The 17488-nt window shown below is 72.4% G+C and carries 15 protein-coding genes; 5 read left to right on the forward strand and 10 right to left on the reverse strand.

Annotation, left to right across the window (positions count from 1 at the left end; genetic code table 11):
- Nucleotides 1-18: 18 nt before the first annotated feature.
- Nucleotides 19-690, reverse strand: a complete 672-nt coding sequence (gene nucS / locus IE260_RS18385) for an endonuclease NucS (protein WP_189873161.1) — start codon at nucleotides 688-690, stop codon at nucleotides 19-21.
- Between the two features lie 280 nt (nucleotides 691-970).
- Here nucS and IE260_RS18390 point away from each other — a divergent pair, with 280 nt between their 5' ends.
- Nucleotides 971-1363, forward strand: coding sequence for an SCO5389 family protein (locus IE260_RS18390; protein ID WP_188185161.1), 393 nt, complete (start codon nucleotides 971-973; stop codon nucleotides 1361-1363).
- A 114-nt stretch (nucleotides 1364-1477) separates the two neighbouring features.
- On the opposite strand, the gene IE260_RS18395 is transcribed toward IE260_RS18390, so the two are convergent.
- Nucleotides 1478-2506, reverse strand: coding sequence for an LLM class flavin-dependent oxidoreductase (locus tag IE260_RS18395; RefSeq protein ID WP_189873163.1), 1029 nt, complete (start codon nucleotides 2504-2506; stop codon nucleotides 1478-1480).
- Between the two features lie 257 nt (nucleotides 2507-2763).
- Here IE260_RS18395 and IE260_RS18400 point away from each other — a divergent pair, with 257 nt between their 5' ends.
- Nucleotides 2764-3096 (forward strand): Rv1322 family protein, encoded by a 333-nt coding sequence (locus IE260_RS18400; protein WP_189873165.1) that lies wholly within the window; start codon nucleotides 2764-2766, stop codon nucleotides 3094-3096.
- A 21-nt stretch (nucleotides 3097-3117) separates the two neighbouring features.
- Here the strand turns inward: IE260_RS18400 and IE260_RS18405 are convergent, their stop codons facing one another.
- From IE260_RS18405 to mce, 7 genes are all read right to left on the reverse strand, one after another.
- Nucleotides 3118-3987 (reverse strand): ABC-2 transporter permease, encoded by an 870-nt coding sequence (locus IE260_RS18405; RefSeq protein ID WP_189873167.1) that lies wholly within the window; start codon nucleotides 3985-3987, stop codon nucleotides 3118-3120.
- Nucleotides 3984-5228, reverse strand: a complete 1245-nt coding sequence (locus IE260_RS18410) for an ABC transporter ATP-binding protein (RefSeq protein WP_189873169.1) — start codon at nucleotides 5226-5228, stop codon at nucleotides 3984-3986. Before IE260_RS18410 ends, IE260_RS18405 begins: the two co-directional genes overlap by 4 nt.
- Nucleotides 5229-5352: 124 nt before the next feature.
- The gene (locus IE260_RS18415; protein WP_189873171.1) at nucleotides 5353-6129 is read right to left on the reverse strand and encodes an ABC transporter permease; all 777 of its coding nucleotides are present in this window, start codon (nucleotides 6127-6129) and stop codon (nucleotides 5353-5355) included.
- The gene (locus tag IE260_RS18420; RefSeq protein ID WP_189873172.1) at nucleotides 6126-7094 is read right to left on the reverse strand and encodes an ABC transporter ATP-binding protein; all 969 of its coding nucleotides are present in this window, start codon (nucleotides 7092-7094) and stop codon (nucleotides 6126-6128) included. Before IE260_RS18420 ends, IE260_RS18415 begins: the two co-directional genes overlap by 4 nt.
- A gap of 84 nt (nucleotides 7095-7178) precedes the next feature.
- A complete protein-coding gene (locus IE260_RS18425) occupies nucleotides 7179-8114 on the reverse strand; it encodes a coiled-coil domain-containing protein (protein ID WP_189873174.1) in 936 nt (311 codons plus the stop codon).
- 183 nt (nucleotides 8115-8297) lie between these two features.
- The gene (gene scy / locus IE260_RS18430; protein ID WP_189873176.1) at nucleotides 8298-12209 is read right to left on the reverse strand and encodes a polarized growth protein Scy; all 3912 of its coding nucleotides are present in this window, start codon (nucleotides 12207-12209) and stop codon (nucleotides 8298-8300) included.
- Nucleotides 12210-12445: 236 nt separating this feature from the next.
- Nucleotides 12446-12886, reverse strand: coding sequence for a methylmalonyl-CoA epimerase (gene mce, locus IE260_RS18435; RefSeq protein ID WP_189873178.1), 441 nt, complete (start codon nucleotides 12884-12886; stop codon nucleotides 12446-12448).
- 149 nt (nucleotides 12887-13035) lie between these two features.
- Here mce and IE260_RS18440 point away from each other — a divergent pair, with 149 nt between their 5' ends.
- The 3 genes from IE260_RS18440 to IE260_RS18450 all read left to right on the forward strand — a co-directional run bounded on the left by IE260_RS18440 (nucleotide 13036) and on the right by IE260_RS18450 (nucleotide 16777).
- A complete protein-coding gene (locus IE260_RS18440) occupies nucleotides 13036-14241 on the forward strand; it encodes an acetyl-CoA C-acetyltransferase (RefSeq protein ID WP_189873180.1) in 1206 nt (401 codons plus the stop codon).
- 35 nt (nucleotides 14242-14276) lie between these two features.
- Nucleotides 14277-15233, forward strand: coding sequence for a methylmalonyl Co-A mutase-associated GTPase MeaB (gene meaB, locus IE260_RS18445; RefSeq protein ID WP_189873182.1), 957 nt, complete (start codon nucleotides 14277-14279; stop codon nucleotides 15231-15233).
- Nucleotides 15234-15502: 269 nt separating this feature from the next.
- Complete coding sequence (locus IE260_RS18450) at nucleotides 15503-16777, forward strand: MFS transporter (protein WP_189873184.1); 1275 nt, start codon at nucleotides 15503-15505, stop codon at nucleotides 16775-16777.
- A 7-nt stretch (nucleotides 16778-16784) separates the two neighbouring features.
- On the opposite strand, the gene IE260_RS18455 is transcribed toward IE260_RS18450, so the two are convergent.
- Nucleotides 16785-17471: a PepSY domain-containing protein gene (locus IE260_RS18455; RefSeq protein WP_189873186.1), complete on the reverse strand. Its 687-nt coding sequence runs from the start codon at nucleotides 17469-17471 to the stop codon at nucleotides 16785-16787.
- Nucleotides 17472-17488 lie beyond the last annotated feature (17 nt).

Consider the following 17488-nt stretch of genomic DNA (forward strand, 5'->3'; position numbering starts at 1 on the left):
TCTCGTGTGCGCGTGCGCTCAGAACAGCCGCAGCTTGTCGTCCTCGATGCCGCGCAGCGCGTCGTAGTCCAGCACCTGGCAGCCGATGCCGCGGTCCGTGGCCAGCACCCGGGCCTGCGGCTTGATCTCCTGGGCGGCGAAGACGCCGCGCACCGGGGCGAGATGCGGATCGCGGTTCAACAGCTCCAGGTAGCGCGTGAGTTGTTCCACGCCGTCGATCTCGCCGCGCCGCTTGATCTCGACGGCGACGGTCCCGCCGTCGGCGTCCCGGCACAGGATGTCGACCGGACCGATGGCCGTCGGGTACTCGCGACGGATGAGGGTGTAGCCCTCGCCGAGCGTCTCGATGCGGTCGGCCAGCAGCTCCTGGAGGTGCGCTTCCACGCCGTCCTTGATCAGGCCCGGGTCCACGCCCAGTTCGTGCGAGGAGTCGTGGAGGATCTCCTCCATCGTGATGATGAGCTTCTCGCCCGCCTTGTTGACGACGGTCCACACGCCCGCCTCGTCGCCGGTGCCCTCCTTCAGCGTGCAGGGCGGCGACATCCAGTTCAGGGGCTTGTAGGCCCGGTCGTCTGCATGGATCGAGACGCTGCCGTCCGCCTTGACCAGGATCAGGCGGGGGGCCGAGGGCAGATGGGCGGTGAGCCGCCCGGCGTAGTCGACGGAGCAGCGGGCAATGACGAGACGCATGGTCGGCAACGCTACTCGACGGGCCGGTCCCGACGCGATTCGCGTCCCGTCGGGAGGCCGGAGGAGCCGTCCCACTTCTCCCATAAGGCCCATGTTGCGCACTGGCCGATTGTGCGCCTACCCGAAAGGGCCCATCTGGGCATTCTCCTGGTGCGGTCACGTTCGGTTGCTTACGGTATTGAACGGGAGGTCGCGACGTGTGTACGCAGCGTGATCGACATCGCGTACTCCCTTTACTGTCCGGCAACCCCTGCTGGTCGGGGGTGCGAGAGGAGAACCCATGTCGCTCGACGTCTCACCGGCCCTACTCGAAAAGGCCGAGCGAGGCGAGGTCGATGAAGCAGAATTCGTCGACTGCGTCCGGACCTCCCTGCCCTACGCATGGGAGATGATCAGCTCCCTGGTGGCACAGCTGAAGGTCGACGGCGGAGCCTTCGCCGACAACCAGACGCCCCCGCCGGACGAGCAGGCACGCGGTCAGCTGCTGCGTGCGCTCGCGAGTGACGCGATACGCGGCGCACTGCAACGGCACTTCGGTGTGCGGCTGGCCTTCCAGAACTGCCACCGGGTGGCGGTGTTCCCGTTGGACTCCTCGGTCGACGAGACGCTGGCCCGTTTCACCTCGGTGCGCAGTCAGTTGCTGAACCAGTCGCCGGAACTTCGCGACTGCTGACGCGATGGTCGCCCGCTTGCCGCTCCGTACGCGGGAGGTGCAGTTTGTACCGGAGCGGCAAGCTCCCCGCCGAGCCCGCCGGGCCCGGCGGCCGTCCTCTCACGGCCGGCCCGCTCAGCGGAGCTGCGGGAGTACCTCGGTGCCGAGCCGTCGTACGTTCTCCTCCGTGGCCGCGAGGTCTCCGGAGCCCTCGACGAGCAGGGCGAAGCGGGAGATGCCGGTCCGCTCGCCGGTCGCCGCGAGCCGGTCCGCGCACAGCCGGGGAGTGCCCACCGGGTGCAGCCCGCAGAGCAGTTCGGTGTACGCCAGCGGGTCGCGCATCTGCCGGGCGCGTCCGTCCACCGTGACATGGGCGCCCAGCCCCTGGCGCAGCCAGCCCGGCATCGCCTTCAGCAGCGTCTCCGCCGCGTCCGTGCGCCGGTCCGCGATCTGACAGACACCCGCCGACACGTGCGCCGCGTCGTGGATCTCCGCCGTCGGCCGTCCGGCCGCGCGGGCGTGCTGCCGCCACAGGGCGACCATCTCGGCCTTCTCCTCGTCCCCGACGTGCATGCCGAGGAGCATCGGCAGTCCCCGCTCGGCAGCCAGGCGCACGCTCGCCGGGGACGTACAGGCGACGACGACCTCCGGCCCCGCGCCGTCCGTCAGGGACTCCGAGGGCCGCGGGACGACGGGCACCTCGCGGAAGCGGAACCGGTCCCCCGAGGCGCCGACGGCCGGTTCGCGCAGCCAGCGCACCAGCAGATCGAGTGATTCGGGGAACCCTTGCTCGTACGCCTCCAGGCCCGTGCCGAACACCTCCAGGTCGACCCACGGGCCGCCCCGGCCGACGCCCAGCGAGAACCGGCCGCCGCTCGTCACATGCAGCAGCGCGGCCTGCTCGCCCAGTGCCACGGGGTGGGCGGTGGGCAGCACGCTGACCGCCGTGCCGACCCGGATGCGGCGGGTGCGGCCGAGCAGCAGCGCGGCCAGGGTCACCGCCGACGGACACGTGCCGTACGGCACGAAGTGGTGTTCGGCCAGCCAGACCGTGTCGAGCCCGGCCTCCTCGGCGACCTCGGCCGAGCGGACCGCGCGGTGCAGCGCTTCTCCCTGGCCCTGCCCCGGGAACTGGGCGCCCAACACGAATGTTCCTACGCGCATTGCTGATTCCTGCTTCCTCGGCTCCGACACGGAGCTCCCCCACACGGCATAACCGTCTGACACGTGCCGAGGACACGGTCCGGCGAGGAGATTTGCGGATTGTCTGCAGAATCGGCGGTTGTGCAGCGGCCGGGAGCGGCCCTCGGAGGCGCCCCGCACAGGGGAGTTGCGGCGATTGGCGTCGTACGCGTACCCCTGTCGGCGCCGCGTAGGCTGGATGCGGCCCGTACTTCCTGTATAGCTCCGTGAGGTGTTCTGTGTCCCCGCGTCGCAACCGACCCAAGGGAGCCGGTTCGTCCGGCCGGAGCGCCGAGGACGACCGCGCCGGCCGCTACGGCGGCTGGCAGTCGTCGGAGAGCTGGCAGGGCGAGGAGTGGAGCGTACGGCATGTGGCGGGCGCCAGCGCACAGGGCAAGTCGTACCGCTGCCCGGGCTGCGACCAGCTGATCCCGGACGGGGTCCCGCACGTGGTGGCCTGGCCGGAGCACGCGGGCGTCGACGACCGCCGACACTGGCACAAGGCGTGCTGGAACGCGAAGGACCGCCGCACCACGCGGGTGCAGCGGTCCCGTAACGCGCCCAGGTTCTGAACGCTCTTCGCGTCCCTCGCGCTACACGTCCCGCTTCTCCAGCAGGGCGAAGGCGCCGGCGAACGCGACGGCCGTGAGCCCGAGCATGATCCACAGCGGGTCCCAGCCGGACGGGCCGGAATCCGTCAGCGAGTTGGCGTAGAAGATGCTGAGCTGGTTCGGGATCGAGTACTCGAACAGAGCCTGCTGAACGTCCTTCAGCGACTGAGAGAACATGAACAGCGCGATCACCAGCGGGGCCAGCACGGCGCCGATCATGATGGTGATGGCCCCTGCCGAGTGCCGGATCACCGATCCGACGGCGAGCGAGAGCAGGCCGAGCAGCGCGATGTAGAGCGAGACGCCGACGGTGGCCTTCAGCCACTCCTCGCCGGAGGGCTCCAGCACACCGTCGCCCTCCAGCATGGCCACGTGCGCGAGGGCCACGAGCGAGGCCGAGACCAGGGTCACCACGAACGCCACCAGGAAGAACACGATCGCCTTCGCGGCGAGCACGCGGCCGCGGTTGGGGCAGGCGACCATCGTGGTGCGGATCATGCCGGTGCCGTACTCGGAGGCGGTGGTCAGCACGCCGAGCGTGATGACGCACATGCTGCCGAGGAGCAGTCCGAAGAAGCCCAGCTCCAGCGGGTTCGCTCCGGAGACGTCGGGCGAGGACCCCGCCACCACCGCGCCGGCCAGCAGGCCGATGCCGACGACCAGCAGGACGAACACGCCCAGCGTCCACATCGTCGAGCGGACCGACCTGATCTTCGTCCACTCGGAGGCGACCGCGTGCCAGAGCGTCGTGCGCACGACCGGGATCGGCGAGGTGTAGCCGGGGTACGGCGAACCGGGCGCCGCCTGCCGATCGGGCGCGGCCTGCGGCATCGGGGGCTGGGGCGTGCTCATCGGGCGTCCTCGGACTTGGTCGGGTCGGTGGCGGGCGCGGGGGCGGTGGGCGCGGCGGTGGGCTGCGGGGCGCCGGCGGGCGCCTGCGGCGCCGGCTGCGCGTACGGATTGGCCGGCCCGCCCGGTGCCGTGCCGGGCGCGGCCGGGGCGCCGTACGGCCCCGCGGGCGCGGACGGGCCCGGCGTGCCCTGCGGCGCCGGGAACGGCTGCCCGCCCTGCTGGGGCGGCGGCGGGGCGTACCAGCCGGGCTGTCCCTGCCCGGGCACCGGCATCGGAGGCTGCGCGCCGGGCGGCAGCGGCTGCTGGAGGCCGGCCCGCTGGTCGGCGACCGACCGGTAGTCGACGGCGCCCTGCGTCATCCGCATGTAGGCCTCCTCCAGCGACGCCTGGTGCGGGGACAGCTCCCACAGCCGTACGTCGGAGTCGTGCGCGATGTCGCTGATCCGCGGCAGCGGCAGCCCCGTCACGCGCAGCGCGCCGTCCGGCTCGGGCAGCACCTGCCCGCCCGCCTCGGTCAGCGCCGAGGTGAGCTTCTCGCGCAGCTGCGGCTCGGTGTCCGGGGTGCGCACGCGCGCGAAGTCGGCGGAGTTGGCCGAGATGAAGTCCTTCACGCTCATGTCGGCGAGCAGCTGACCGCGCCCGATGACGATGAGGTGGTCGGCGGTCAGTGCCATCTCGCTCATCAGGTGCGAGGAGACGAAGACCGTACGGCCCTCGGCGGCGAGCGACTTCATCAGGTTGCGCACCCAGAGAATGCCCTCGGGGTCGAGGCCGTTGACCGGCTCGTCGAACAGCAGCACCTGGGGGTCCCCGAGCAGCGCGGCGGCGATGCCGAGCCGCTGGCCCATGCCGAGGGAGAAGCCCTTCGACCGCCGCTTGGCCACCTCCTGGAGGCCGACCACGCCGAGCACCTCGTCCACGCGCCGGGCCGGGATGCCCGACAGCTGGGCCAGGCTCAGCAGATGGTTGCGGGCGGTCCGGCCGCCGTGCACGGCCTTGGCGTCGAGCAGGGCGCCGACCTGACGGGGAGCGTTGGGCAGCCTGCGGTACGGGTAGCCGCCGATGGTCACGTGTCCCGCGGTGGGGTTGTCCAGCCCCAGGATCATCCGCATCGTCGTCGACTTGCCCGAGCCGTTCGGCCCGAGGAAACCGGTGACGGCACCGGGCCGGACCTGGAAGGACAGGTTGTACACAGCGGTCTTGTCGCCGTAGCGCTTGGTCAGGCCGACTGCTTCGATCATGCTCCGCACCCATCGAAAGGTTCAGGACAGCGGGGCACACGCCCCCGTAAGGGTTAGGAGGATATCGAGGCGCTGACGGTTCCGTTCAAGGGCGAGCAAAATCCGAACGTGTCCGGGCACACCGTCAGGCGTCCCGCCTCTTCAGCACGACGTACCCGCCGACCAGCGAGGCGATCACCCAGAGCACCATGATCCCGAGGCCGCCCCACGGACCGTAGGGCGTGTCGTCGTCGACCGGCGTGACCACCTGCATGATCTTGCTGCCGGCCTGGTCGGGCAGGAACCGGCCGATCTTCTCCGTCGCCGAGACGTTGGCCAGGATGTTCGAGACCAGGAAGAAGAACGGCATCAGGACGGCGAGCGACAGCATCGGTGAGCGCAGCATCGCGGCGACGCCCATCGAGAACATCGTGATGAGGGTCATGTACAGGCCACCGCCGATGACCGCGCGCAGCACGCCCGGATCGCCGATCGACGCCTTGAGGTCACCGAGCATCGCCTGTCCGAGGTAGAAGGCGAGGAAGCTGGTGGCCATGCCGACGACCAGGGCGAGTGCGGTGGCCACCGCGATCTTGCTGAACAGGAAGGTGCCCCGCTGCGGCACGGCGGCCAGCGAGGTGCGGATCATTCCGGAGCTGTACTCGTTCGCCACCACCAGCACTCCGAACACGATCATCGCCAGCTGGCCGAGACCTGTCCCGGCGAAGCTGATGAACGTCGGGTCGAAGGAGAGCCGGCCCCGCGCGTCCATGCTGCCGAACTCGTTCTTCGCCAGTGCCGAGATCAGCATGCCGAAGGCCACGGTGACGACCACGGCGAGGGACAGCGTCCACACGGTGGACGCGACCGACCGGATCTTGGTCCACTCGGACCGCACGACCTGTGTCGCCGCCATGCTCATCCCTTCCTCCACTCGCCGCCCCACTGCTGCCGCTGCGGTCCCGCCGGAGCGGGCGGCTGCCCGTCGTGCGCGTGGTACTCCACCGACCCGGCGGTCAGCCGCATGAACGCCTCCTCCAGGGACGCCTGCTGGGGGCTCAGCTCGTGCAGCACGATCCGGTGCTGCGCGGCCAGCTCCCCGATCGCCTCGGACTTGTCGCCGTCCACCTCCAGGACCGCGGCGCCGGACTCCACGACCGTGATCCCCGCGCCGCCCAGCACGTCGAGGAGCCGTTCGCGCTGCGGGGTGCGGATCCGGACGTAACTGTGCGAGTTCCGGGCGATGAAGTCGGCCATGGAGGTGTCGGCGAGCAGCCGGCCCTGGCCGATGACGACCAGGTGGTCGGCGGTCAGCGCCATCTCGCTCATCAGGTGCGAGGAGACGAAGACCGTCCGGCCCTGGGCGGCCAGGGACTTCATCAGGTTGCGGATCCAGTGGATGCCCTCGGGGTCGAGCCCGTTGACCGGCTCGTCGAACATCAGGATCCGCGGGTCGCCGAGCAGCGCGGCGGCGATGCCGAGCCGCTGGGCCATGCCGAGCGAGAAGCCCTTGGCCTTCTTCTTCGCCACCGCCGTCAGACCGACGGTGTCCAGCACCTCGTGCACCCGCCGGGCCGGGATCCCATTGGCCTGCGCCAGGCACAGCAGATGGTTGAAGGCGCTGCGCCCGCCGTGCACCGCCTTGGCGTCCAGCAGGGCGCCGACATACGTCAGCGGGTCCTTGAGCTGGTCGTAGTGCCTGCCGTCGATGCGGACGTCCCCGGCGGTGGGCCGGTCCAGGCCGAGCACCATGCGCATGGTGGTCGACTTGCCCGCCCCGTTGGGCCCGAGGAAGCCGGTGATGATGCCGGGCCTGACGGTGAAGGTGAGGTTGTTGACCGCCACCTTCTCGCCGTAGCGCTTGCTCAGCCCCTCGAGCTCGATCATGCAGCCACGCTAAAACGGGACGAAGCCCCCTGCCACCCCAGTGGCAGAGGGCTTCACCGATGTTCGGTCGCCGTACGCCGGTTGTTACCGGGACTGCTGGGCGGGAACCCCGCGGGAGATCGGCTCGTCCTCGGCCGGCGTGCCGGCCGCGGCCACCGCGGCGCCCGTGAGGGTCGCCAGCATCTCGCGCACGTTGGTCAGCTGCGCGTTGATGGAGTCGCGGCGGTTGGTGAGTGCGGCGAGCTCGCGCTCCGATTCCGAACGGATGCGGTCGGCCTTGGCGTTGGCGTCCGCCACGATGTCCTCGGCCTGGCGCTGAGCGGTCTCGACGGTCTGGCGGGCGCGGCGCTCGGCGTCGGTGCGCAGCTTCTCCGCCTCCAGGCGCAGCTGCTCCGCACGGTGCTCGATCTCCGCGAGGCGCTTCTCGGCCTTGGCCTGCCGGGAGGCCAGGTCGCGCTCGGACTGCTCGCGGCGCTTGGCGAGGTTCGTCTCGAAGTCGGCGGCGGCCTGCGCGGCCTTGGCGCGGGTCTCCTCGAAGAGGGCGTCGGCCTCCTCGCGCTTGGACTGCGCGTCCTTCTGCGCCTCGGCGCGCAGCTGCGAGGCGTCGCTCTTGGCCTTCTCGACGATCCGGACGCCCTCGTCCTCGGCCTTGGCCTTGCGCTCCGCGGCGTACGACTCGGCGTCGTTGCGGACCTGCTGGGCGGCCGACTCGGCGAGTTCGCGGTGCTGTTCGGCCGCCCGCCGGGCCTCCTCGCGCAGGTCCTTCGCCTCTTCCTCGGCGAGGCGCAGGATCTTCTCGACCCGGGCGCCGAGACCCGCGTACGACGGCTCGGCGTCGTTCACCTGGGCCTGGGCGTTCTGGGTCTCGAGGTGAAGCTCCTCGATGCGCTTCTCCAGAGCGGTGATGCGGGCGAGAGCGCTGTCACGGTCGGAGACGAGCTTGGAGATACGTTCGTCCACCTGAGCGCGGTCGTATCCACGCCGCACAAGCTCGAAGCCGTAGGGGGAAGTGTCGCTCATGGGGTTCCTGTCGAATGAGACCGGTGAGGTGATAGGTGGAATCCTAGGCGCCAATGCGGTGTGTCATCGAGCGGATGCACGTTTGAACGGGAGAATGACACCCCTTTTGGGTGGCTAACCTGCGGAAGGCTTGCCAAAGATTGGGTCAAAGGTCCCAAGGAGACACCTAATTCGCCCCGAGCGCTAGCCGTCTGACGACTTGCCACCCGAACGAGGGGCGCCCACCGTGGCACCGGCCTTGACCCCGTTGTCCTTGCCGGACGGGGCCTCGAAGGACTCCAGCGCCTCCAGCACGTCCTGGACCCGGGAGATCTCGGCGTTGATGTCCTCGCGGCGCCGCACCAGGATCTCCAGCTCGCGCTTGCCCTCCTCGACCGTGCGCCGGGCCTCCCGGATCGCCTCGGCCTTGAGCTCCTCGGCCTCCTTGACCAGCGTGGCCTTCTTCTGCTCGGCCTCCTTCAGCAGCCCCTCGGCCTTCTTCACGGCGGCGATGCGCACCTTGCCGGCCTCGGAGTTGGCCTCCGACACCAGCTCCTTGGCCTTCGCCTCCGCCTTGGCCAGCTGCTCCTCGGCGGCCTTGATGAGCGCGTCGCAGCGGTCGCCGGCCGACTTCATCGTCTCGGCGGCCTCGCGGCGGGCCCGCTCGTGCAGCTCCTCGATCTCGGTGGTGATGCGGTCGCGCAGCTCCTCCGCGCGCTCCCTTATGGCGGTCGCGTCCCGGCGGGCGCCGACCAGCAGCTCGTCCGCGTCCGTACGGGCCTTCTCCACCCGCGCGTTGCCCTCGACCGTCGCCTCGGAGACGATCCGGTCGGCCTCCGCCCGGGCCGCGCCGACCATCGTGTCGGCCTGCGACTCGGCGTCCGCCGTGGTCTTCAGCGCCTGCTGCTGGGCCTCGGTGAGCAGCTTGTCGGCCTCGGCCGTGGTCTCCGTGATGAGCGTGTCGACCTGCTCGGCCGCCTCCGAACGCCGCTTGTTGGCCTCCTTGCGGGCCTCGTCGAGGGTCCGCTCGGCCTCCTCGCGCGCGGTCGCCGTCACCCGCTCGGCCTCCGCCGCGGCCTCGGCCTTGACCCGCTCGGCCTCGTGCCGGATCCGCTCGGCGTGCTGCTGGGCCGAGCCGACCGTCTCGGCGGCCTCGGCACGCAGCCGCTCCGCGTCCCCGGCGGCCTCCGAGACCAGCTGCTCCGCCTTGGCGGCCGCCTCCGTGCGGACCCGCTCGGCCTCGTCCGCCGCCTCGGTGCGCACGCGCTCCGCCTCGGCGGCCGTCTCCGTCCGGATCCGGTCGGTCTCGGCGGCCGTCTCGGTCGTGAGCCGCTCCGCCTCCGCACGCGCCTCGGTGATCAGGGTGTCCGCCTGCGTCGCCGCGTCGGACCGGATGCGGTTGGCGTCCCCGCGGGCCTCCGCCCGGGTGCGGGACGCGTTCTGCTCGGCCTCGGCGATGGTGTCCGACGCCTCCGTGCGCACCCGCTGGGCGTGCTCGGACACGTCCGTACGGATCCGTTCGGCCTCCGCGACGGCCTCGGCCACCGTCCGCTCGGCCAGCGCCTTGGCGGCCTCCGACTCGTCCTGCGCCTCGCGCCGCAGCCGGCCGGCGTCCTCGCTGGCCCGCTCCCGCTCCGCGTAGGCGTCGGCGCGGACCCGGTCCGCCTCCTCCTCGGCCTCGCGCCGGGTACGGTCCGCCGCGTGCTCGGCGGCGCTGCGCAGCCCGGCGATCTCCTCCTGGGCCTGCTCGTGCAGCCCGGCCACGGATTCGCGCACCTGCGCCGCGTGCTGCTCGGCGGCCGAGACCATCTCGGTGGCGCGGCGGTCGGCCTCCTCCACCAGACGGGTCGCCTCGGCCTGTGCCTCCTCCACGCGCTTGCGCGCCGAGGCCAGCAGCTCCTCGCTCTGCTCGCGGGCCCGCTCGCGCTCCTGGCCGGCCTCCTGCCGGGCGGCACCGAGCAGCTCCTCGGCCTCGCGGCGGCGCCGGGCGGCCTCCTCCTGGGCGGCGGCCAGCGTCTCGGACGCCTCCGCCGCGATGCGCTCGGCGGCGGCCTGCGCCTCCGCCCGGACCCGGTCGGCGCTCTCCTGCGCCTCCGACTTCAGCCGTTCGGCCTCGTTCGACGCCTCCGAGCGCAGGCGCACGGCGACGGCCTCGCCCTCCGCGCGGGAGGCGGAGGCGTCGGCGGCGGCCTCGGTGCGCAGCCGCTCGGCCTCCGTCTCGGCCTGCTGCTGGAGCGTACGGATCCGCTCGGCGGCCTCGGCGCGCAGCCGCTCGCTCTCCTCCGCGGCCTCGCGGCGGATCCGCCCGGCCTCCTCGCGGGCCTCGGTCAGCGCCTGCTCGGCGGCGGAGCGACGCTCCTCGGCCTCCGTCTGCAGCCGCGTCAGCTCCGCGGCGGCCTCCTCGTGCCGGGCCGCGACGGCCCGCTCGGCCTCCTCGCGCAGCTCGCGGGCGGCCCGCTCGGCCTCCGCCTGGAGGGCCTCGGCCCGCTCGGCGGCCTCCGCGCGGTGCCGCTCCGCCTCGGCGCGGGTGCGCTCCAGGGTCTCCTCGGCCTGGCGGCGCAGAGTCGTCGCCCGTTCGATGGCCTCCGTGCGGACCTTCTCGCTGTCCGCGGTGGCGGTCTGCCGCAGCTCGTCCGCGTCCGCCTTGGCCTTGCTCAGCAGCTCCTCGGCGGTCCTGGCCGCCTCCTCGATCTGCGCCACGGCCTCCTTGCGGGCCTCGGCGCGGATCTTCTCGCCCTCGGCGACCGCGTCGGCGCGCAGCTGCTCGGCCTCCCCGCGCAGCCGGCGGGCCTCCTCCTGCAGCTCGACCGTCTTGGCGCGGTACTCCTTGGTGTCGTCCTTCGCGGCGCCCTTGAGCTGCTCGGCGATGTCGTGCGCCTCGGCACGCAGCCGGTCCGCCTCGGCCTCGGCCTCGGTGCGGATCCGCTCGGCCTCCTCGACGGCGGCCTTCGTGGTCCGCTTGGCCTCCTCGGACGCCTTGTTCAGCACGTCCTCGGCCGTCCTGGCCGCCTTGGACAGCTGGGTGGCGGACTCCTCGGCGGTGATCGTGCGGGCCTTCTCTGCGGCCTCGGCGACGATCTTCTCGGCCTCGGCGCGGGCGTCCGCGACGAGCTGCTCGGCCTCGGCCTTGGTGGTCTCGGCGTCCTTCGTGGCCTCGCTGACCAGGCGGGCGACCTGCTCCTTGGCCGTGCGGGTGCGCTGCTCGTTGGCCGACTCGGCGCTCGCGAGGGCCTTGGCCGCGGACTCCTTGGCCTCGGCGACCAGCTTCTCGGCCTCGGACTGCGCCTTGCGCAGCGCCTCCTCGGCCTCGGTCATCCGCTGCTCGGCCGCCCGGCTCAGCTCCTGGGCCCGGCGGCGGGCGGACTCCGACTCGGTGGCGGTGGAGCTGCGCAGCTGCTCGGCGTGGTCGGTGGCCTCCTGCGCCTGGGTGGAGGCGGCGTTGAGCAGCCGCTCGGCGTCCGCGCGGGCGCGGCGCAGGATCTGCTCGGCCTCGCTGCGGGCGCTCTCGGCCTCGCTCTGCAGCCGCTGCCGGGCCTCGGAGGTCAGCCGCTCCGCCTCGGCGCGGGCGGCCGCCATGGCCTGCTCGGCCTCGGCCCGGGACTCGTCGAGGAGCCGGCGGGCCTGCTGCTCGGTGCGGGCGCGCAGCTGCTCGGCCCACGCCACGTTCTCGTTGACGTGGGACTCGACGGTCTGCCGCCGCTCCGCCAGCTCCTGGTCCAGCTGCTGGCGCCGGGTCACCGCCTCCTGGTGCAGCTCCGCCTGGAGCCGGGCCGCCTGCTCGGCGTGCTCCTGGAGGATGCGCTGGGTCTGCGCGCGGGCCTGGCTCAGCTCGCGCTCGGCGTCCGCGCGCAACTGGTCGGCCTGCATCTGAGCGTTCCGCAGCAACTGCTCGGCCTGGTACCCGATGTCGCCGCCGTCGAAGGCGGGCCGGGACATGATGGTGCGCCGCGCCTCGTGCAGCTTGGCGCGCAGCACCTCGACCTGGTAGCCGAGGTCCTCGGCGTGCTGGATCGCCTTTTCCCGCTCGGTCTTCAGCCGCTTCATCTCGGCCTCGAACCGAGAGAGGTGGTCGACGTCAGCCGCCGGCTCTCGCTCCTGGCTCTCGTAGCCCCGCACTGCGCGGTCCCATCCGTCCCCTGGTCGCAAAACTCTCCGAACGAGCTCCGTCCAACAGCCGAACGGGGCCCCCGGGGAATGGTGTCAGATCAACGGCGGAGCATGGGCTGCCGCCCCGGCGCTCGTCCCCCGAAACCCGGACCCCGGCGGTCCCGCCATTGGTGTGACGGCAGGACCGGGTCACCCTGGACTGAGCGGCGACCTCACCCAACCCTACCGGCCCTTATGTACGAGGGTCAGTGCTCAGGTGACTCAACGGGCGCCGAAGTGACCAGTTCTGTCAGTACGCCATGGCAGTCCTTCGGGTGCAGGAAGGTGATCCGCGACCCCATGGAACCGCGCCGGGGCTCGTCGTACAGAACGCGTACGCCCTTGTCCCTGATGTCCGCGGCGTCCCCGTCCACATCCGCCGTACCGAAGGCGATGTGGTGGACGCCCTCGCCGTTCTTCGCGAGCCACTTCCCGACCGCGGAGTCCTCCCGGGTCGGCTCCAGCAGCTGCAGGTACGAGGATCCGCCGTCCGACGTATCGTTGATCTTGAGCATGGCCTCGCGCACGCCCTGTTCCTCGTTGACCTCGGTGTGGAACACCTCGAAGCCGTACGTGGCACGGTAGAACTCGACGGTCGCGTCGAGATCGTGGCAGGCGATTCCGATGTGGTCGATTCGCGTCAGCATGGTTTCAGTGCAGCGCTCCGGAGGTGGTTACGCAACGTGCGCGCGATCACACCGACTGCCCGATGACGGGCGGGATACCGCTCAGTACATTCGAGTAAACCCTCGTTCACTCCTCGGCCTGTGCGGGCCGGAAAAGGGGATCGCAGCTCATGTCTTCTGCAACGAACGGCACGACCTCCGTCATCGTCTCGGGTGCCCGCACCCCGATGGGACGGTTGCTCGGCTCGCTGAAGTCCTTCTCCGGAGCCGATCTCGGCGGCTTCGCGATCAAGGCCGCCCTGGACCGTGCGGGGATCGGCGGCGACCAGGTGCAGTACGTGATCATGGGGCAGGTGCTCCAGGCCGGCGCGGGCCAGATCCCGGCGCGCCAGGCCGCCGTCAAGGCGGGCATCCCCATGAGCGTCCCGGCGCTCACGATCAACAAGGTGTGCCTGTCCGGCCTCGATGCCATCGCGCTCGCCGACCAGCTCATTCGCGCGGGTGAATTCGACGTGGTCGTCGCCGGCGGCCAGGAGTCGATGACGAACGCCCCGCACCTGCTGCCGAAGTCCCGCGAGGGCTTCAAGTACGGAGCGGTCCAGATGCTCGACGCCATGGCGTACGACGGTCTGACCGACTCCTTCGAGGGCGTCGCCATGGGCGAGTCCACCGAGAAGCACAACACGCGCCTCGGCATCGCCCGCGAGGTCCAGGACGAGATCGCCGCCCTCTCCCACCAGCGCGCCGCCGCCGCCCAGAAGAACGGCATCTTCGAGGCCGAGATCACCCCGGTCGAGATCCCCCAGCGCAAGGGCGACCCGGTGCTGTTCAGCAAGGACGAGGGCATCCGCGGCGACACCACCGCCGAGTCGCTCGCCAAGCTGCGCCCGGCGTTCGCGAAGGACGGCACGATCACGGCGGGCTCCTCCTCGCAGATCTCCGACGGCGCGGCGGCCGTGGTCGTCATGAGCAAGGCCAAGGCGCAGGAGCTCGGCCTGGACTGGATCGCGGAGATCGGCGCCCACGGCAACGTGGCGGGTCCGGACAACTCTTTGCAGTCGCAGCCGTCGAACGCGATCCAGCACGCCCTGAAGAAGGAAGGGCTGGAGGTCTCGGACCTCGACCTGATCGAGATCAACGAGGCGTTCGCGGCCGTCGCCGTGCAGTCGATGAAGGACCTCGGCGTTTCCACCGAAAAGGTGAACGTCAACGGCGGCGCCATCGCCCTGGGCCACCCGATCGGCATGTCCGGCGCCCGGCTGGTGCTGCACCTGGCGCTGGAGCTCAAGCGGCGCGGCGGCGGGGTCGGCGCGGCGGCGCTGTGCGGCGGCGGCGGCCAGGGCGACGCGCTGATCGTGCGGGTACCGAAGGCCTGATTCCGGGTTACGACTTCTCACTGAACGGAGCTGTGATGCAGGACGTCTCCTCGCTGGTGGCCCAGGCCAGGGAAGGCCGGCCGCGGGCCGTGGCCCAGCTGATCTCCCTGGTGGAGGGGGCGTCCCCGCAGCTCAGGGAGGTCATGGCGGCGCTCGCGCCGCTGACCGGCGGGGCGTACGTGGTCGGGCTGACGGGATCGCCGGGCGTCGGGAAGTCGACGTCCACGTCGGCGCTGGTGACCGCGTACCGCAAGCAGGGCAAGCGGGTCGGCGTCCTCGCCGTCGACCCCTCCTCCCCGTTCTCCGGCGGTGCCCTGCTCGGCGACCGGGTCCGGATGTCGGAGCACGCCTCCGACCCGGGCGTCTACATCCGCTCGATGGCGACCCGCGGCCACCTCGGCGGCCTCGCCTGGGCGGCGCCGCAGGCCATCCGGGTGCTGGACGCGGCGGGCTGCGACGTGGTCCTCGTCGAGACGGTCGGCGTCGGCCAGTCGGAGGTCGAGATCGCCTCGCAGGCGGACACCTCCGTCGTCCTGCTGGCCCCCGGCATGGGCGACGGCATCCAGGCCGCCAAGGCCGGCATCCTGGAGATCGGCGACGTGTACGTCGTCAACAAGGCCGACCGGGACGGCGCGGACGCCACCGCCCGCGAGCTCAACCACATGCTGGGCCTCGGCGAGTCCCGGGGTCCCGGCGACTGGCGCCCGCCGATCGTCAAGACGGTCGCCGCGCGCGGCGAGGGCGTCGACGAGGTCGTCGAGGCGCTGGAGAAGCACCGCGCGTGGATGGAGGAACGGGGCGTCCTGGCGGAACGCCGGCTGGCCCGCGCCGCGCACGAGGTCGAGACCATCGCCGTCACCACCCTGCGCGAGCGGATCGGCGACCTGCACGGCGACCGGCGCCTCGGCGCACTGGCGGAACGCATCGTGGCGGGCGAACTGGACCCCTACCGCGCGGCGGACGAACTGGTGGCGGGACTGACCCGGGGCTGAGCGGCCGTACGCGCCCCCGCATGGACCCGCGTCACCGAACCCGCATGGTGCGGGGCGTGGAGCACGTCCCGCACCCGGGCCGAGCCGGCACGGGGCCCGGGCGGAGCCGGAGGCGGAGAAAAAATGCCGTGCGCCCGGCCGGGCCGCGCTGTACCTTGACCCACGTGTTCCTCCTCATGGCATAGGGCCCGCCCCGCACGCGACCGCCGCATCCGGCCGTCGCGCGCATCGGCGTCCCCCCGTTGCCCTCCTGCTGAGGAACCCTCCGCGTGTCCACGCCTCCTTCGCGGCCCTCGTACGCCGCCGTCCTCCGTGTCCCCCATGCCCGCCGTACCTTCGCGGCCGCCCTCGTCGGCCGGCTGTCGTACGGCACGGTCTCCCTCGCCCTGATGCTCTCCCTGACCCGGGCCACCGGGTCGTACGCCGTGGCCGGCACGGTCATGGCACTCTTCGGCGCCACGGGCGTCTTCCTGTCCCCCTACCGCGCGGCCCTGGTCGACCGGCACGGTCCGCGCCGGGCCCTGCTCCCCATGGCCCTGCTGTACGCCGCCCTGCTCTGCGCGGTGGCGGCGGCCTGCCTGCGCCCGGGCGTGCCCGCTGCCGTCCTCGGCGCGACCGCCGCCCTCGCGGGTGCCTGCACGCCGCCGCTCGGCCCCACGATGCGCGCGGTGTGGGCCGAACTGCTCCCGGACCGGGACCTGTTGCAGCGTGCCTACAGCCTGGACGGCGTCGCCGAGGAGCTGCTCTTCGTCTCCGGTCCGCTCCTGGTCGGCGTGGTGGTCGGCGTCGCCCCACCGGCCGTCGGCATCGTGCTCAGCGCGTTGCTGGTGGTGGTGGGCACCCTCGCCTTCGTCACCTCACCGGCGGCGGGTGCGCTGCGTCCGGCGGGCCGGAAGAAGGACGGTGCGCCGACGGCCGGGCGGGGCGGGACGGGGCAGGGGCGGGCTCTGCTGCAACCCGTCGTCGTCGCCGCGGGAGTCGGCGTCTCGGTGAGCGCCGTCGACCTCCTCGCCGTCGCCTTCGCGGGCCAGCGCGGCCTCGGGAACGGCACCGCCGCCTGGGTGCTGGCGGCGCTGTCGGCGGGCAGTGCTGTCGGCGGCCTGCTGAACGGCGCGGTCACCTGGAGCTCGTCGGCCCGCGCCCGGCTCCCGTTCCTCGCGGCCGGCCTCGGCGTCTGTCTCGCCGCCGCCGGTCTCGCCCCCGGTGTCGGCACGCTGGCCCTGGCCCTCGCCTGCGCGGGGCTGTTCGTGGCACCGGCGCTGACCACGGCGTACCTGATCGCCGACGAGAGCGCGGCGCCCGGCTTCCGGACCCGGGTGGGTGCCTGGTGCAACACGGCCGTGAACGCCGGCATGTCCGCCGGTGCCGCGGCGGTGGGCCTGCTGGTGGAGCGGCTGCCGCTGCCGGTGTGCTTCGCGCTGTCCGGAGCGGTGGCCGTGGCGGCGGCGCTGGTGCCGGGGTGGCGCGGTGGCCGTGGGCGGGTCCCTGTGGCCGGGGACGCCGACGTCCGGCAGCGCGCGGACGCCGGGCCGTCGCGCGGCTGAGGACCCGTCAGTCGTCGTCGGAGGCGGAGTGGTCGGCGTCCGAGTCGTCGTCGGAGTCGTCGGAGTCGTCGGAGTGGTCCGCCGTGACCTTGCCCGTCTTCAGGTCCACCCGCCAGTCCTGCTCGCCCTTGCCGGGCGTGTGCGTCTCCACCTCCCACCCCTTGGTCCGGCCGTCCTCGTCCAGCTCCACGGCAGTCACCGTGCCCTTGCCGGCCACCGCCCGCGCGGCCTCGGCGGCATCGACGGACGTGCCCTTCAGGGCGGCCCGGACCTCGGCGGTGTCGTCCTCGTCCGCCGTGCGGGAGCCGAGCACCTCGCCGGTGCCGGGGTCGATCCGGACGCTGTGCCAGGTTCCGTCGCCGGTCAGGACGTCGGCCTCCCAGACCGCCCTGTCGCCGCCGTCGTCCCCGTCGTCCTCGTCGTCCAGTTCGGCGGAGACGGCGGTGCCCGGCGTGGTCCGCAGGGCGGCGGCGATGGCGTCGGCGGCGGTCACGTCGTCGCCGGCGGCACGAGCCCTGCCGTCGTCGTCACGGTCGGCGGAGTCGTCCCGTACGCCGCCGTCGTCCGACACGCGGACGTCCGTCTGCCGTGCCGTGCCCCCGTCGTCGTCGCCGGTGGTCGCCAGAGCGGTCGCCGCACCGCCTCCGATCAGTGCGGCGGCGGTCAGTGCGGCGATCACGACGTTGCGCTTCATGCGGATTCCTCCCGGGT

This window comes from Streptomyces viridiviolaceus (assembly GCF_014650995.1).
Classification (GTDB): domain Bacteria; phylum Actinomycetota; class Actinomycetes; order Streptomycetales; family Streptomycetaceae; genus Streptomyces; species Streptomyces viridiviolaceus.

Bases quoted from the DNA above. Each gene is read 5' to 3' on its own strand.
- mce (WP_189873178.1), bottom strand. From the start codon at position 12,886: ATGCTGACGCGAATCGACCACATCGGAATCGCCTGCCACGATCTCGAC.
- IE260_RS18410 (WP_189873169.1), bottom strand. From the start codon at position 5,228: ATGATCGAAGCAGTCGGCCTGACCAAGCGCTACGGCGACAAGACCGCT.
- IE260_RS18390 (WP_188185161.1), top strand. From the start codon at position 971: ATGTCGCTCGACGTCTCACCGGCCCTACTCGAAAAGGCCGAGCGAGGC.
- IE260_RS18405 (WP_189873167.1), bottom strand. From the start codon at position 3,987: ATGAGCACGCCCCAGCCCCCGATGCCGCAGGCCGCGCCCGATCGGCAG.
- IE260_RS18425 (WP_189873174.1), bottom strand. From the start codon at position 8,114: ATGAGCGACACTTCCCCCTACGGCTTCGAGCTTGTGCGGCGTGGATAC.
- IE260_RS18395 (WP_189873163.1), bottom strand. From the start codon at position 2,506: ATGCGCGTAGGAACATTCGTGTTGGGCGCCCAGTTCCCGGGGCAGGGC.
- meaB (WP_189873182.1), top strand. From the start codon at position 14,277: ATGCAGGACGTCTCCTCGCTGGTGGCCCAGGCCAGGGAAGGCCGGCCG.
- IE260_RS18440 (WP_189873180.1), top strand. From the start codon at position 13,036: ATGTCTTCTGCAACGAACGGCACGACCTCCGTCATCGTCTCGGGTGCC.
- nucS (WP_189873161.1), bottom strand. From the start codon at position 690: ATGCGTCTCGTCATTGCCCGCTGCTCCGTCGACTACGCCGGGCGGCTC.
- IE260_RS18455 (WP_189873186.1), bottom strand. From the start codon at position 17,471: ATGAAGCGCAACGTCGTGATCGCCGCACTGACCGCCGCCGCACTGATC.
- IE260_RS18415 (WP_189873171.1), bottom strand. From the start codon at position 6,129: ATGAGCATGGCGGCGACACAGGTCGTGCGGTCCGAGTGGACCAAGATC.
- IE260_RS18420 (WP_189873172.1), bottom strand. From the start codon at position 7,094: ATGATCGAGCTCGAGGGGCTGAGCAAGCGCTACGGCGAGAAGGTGGCG.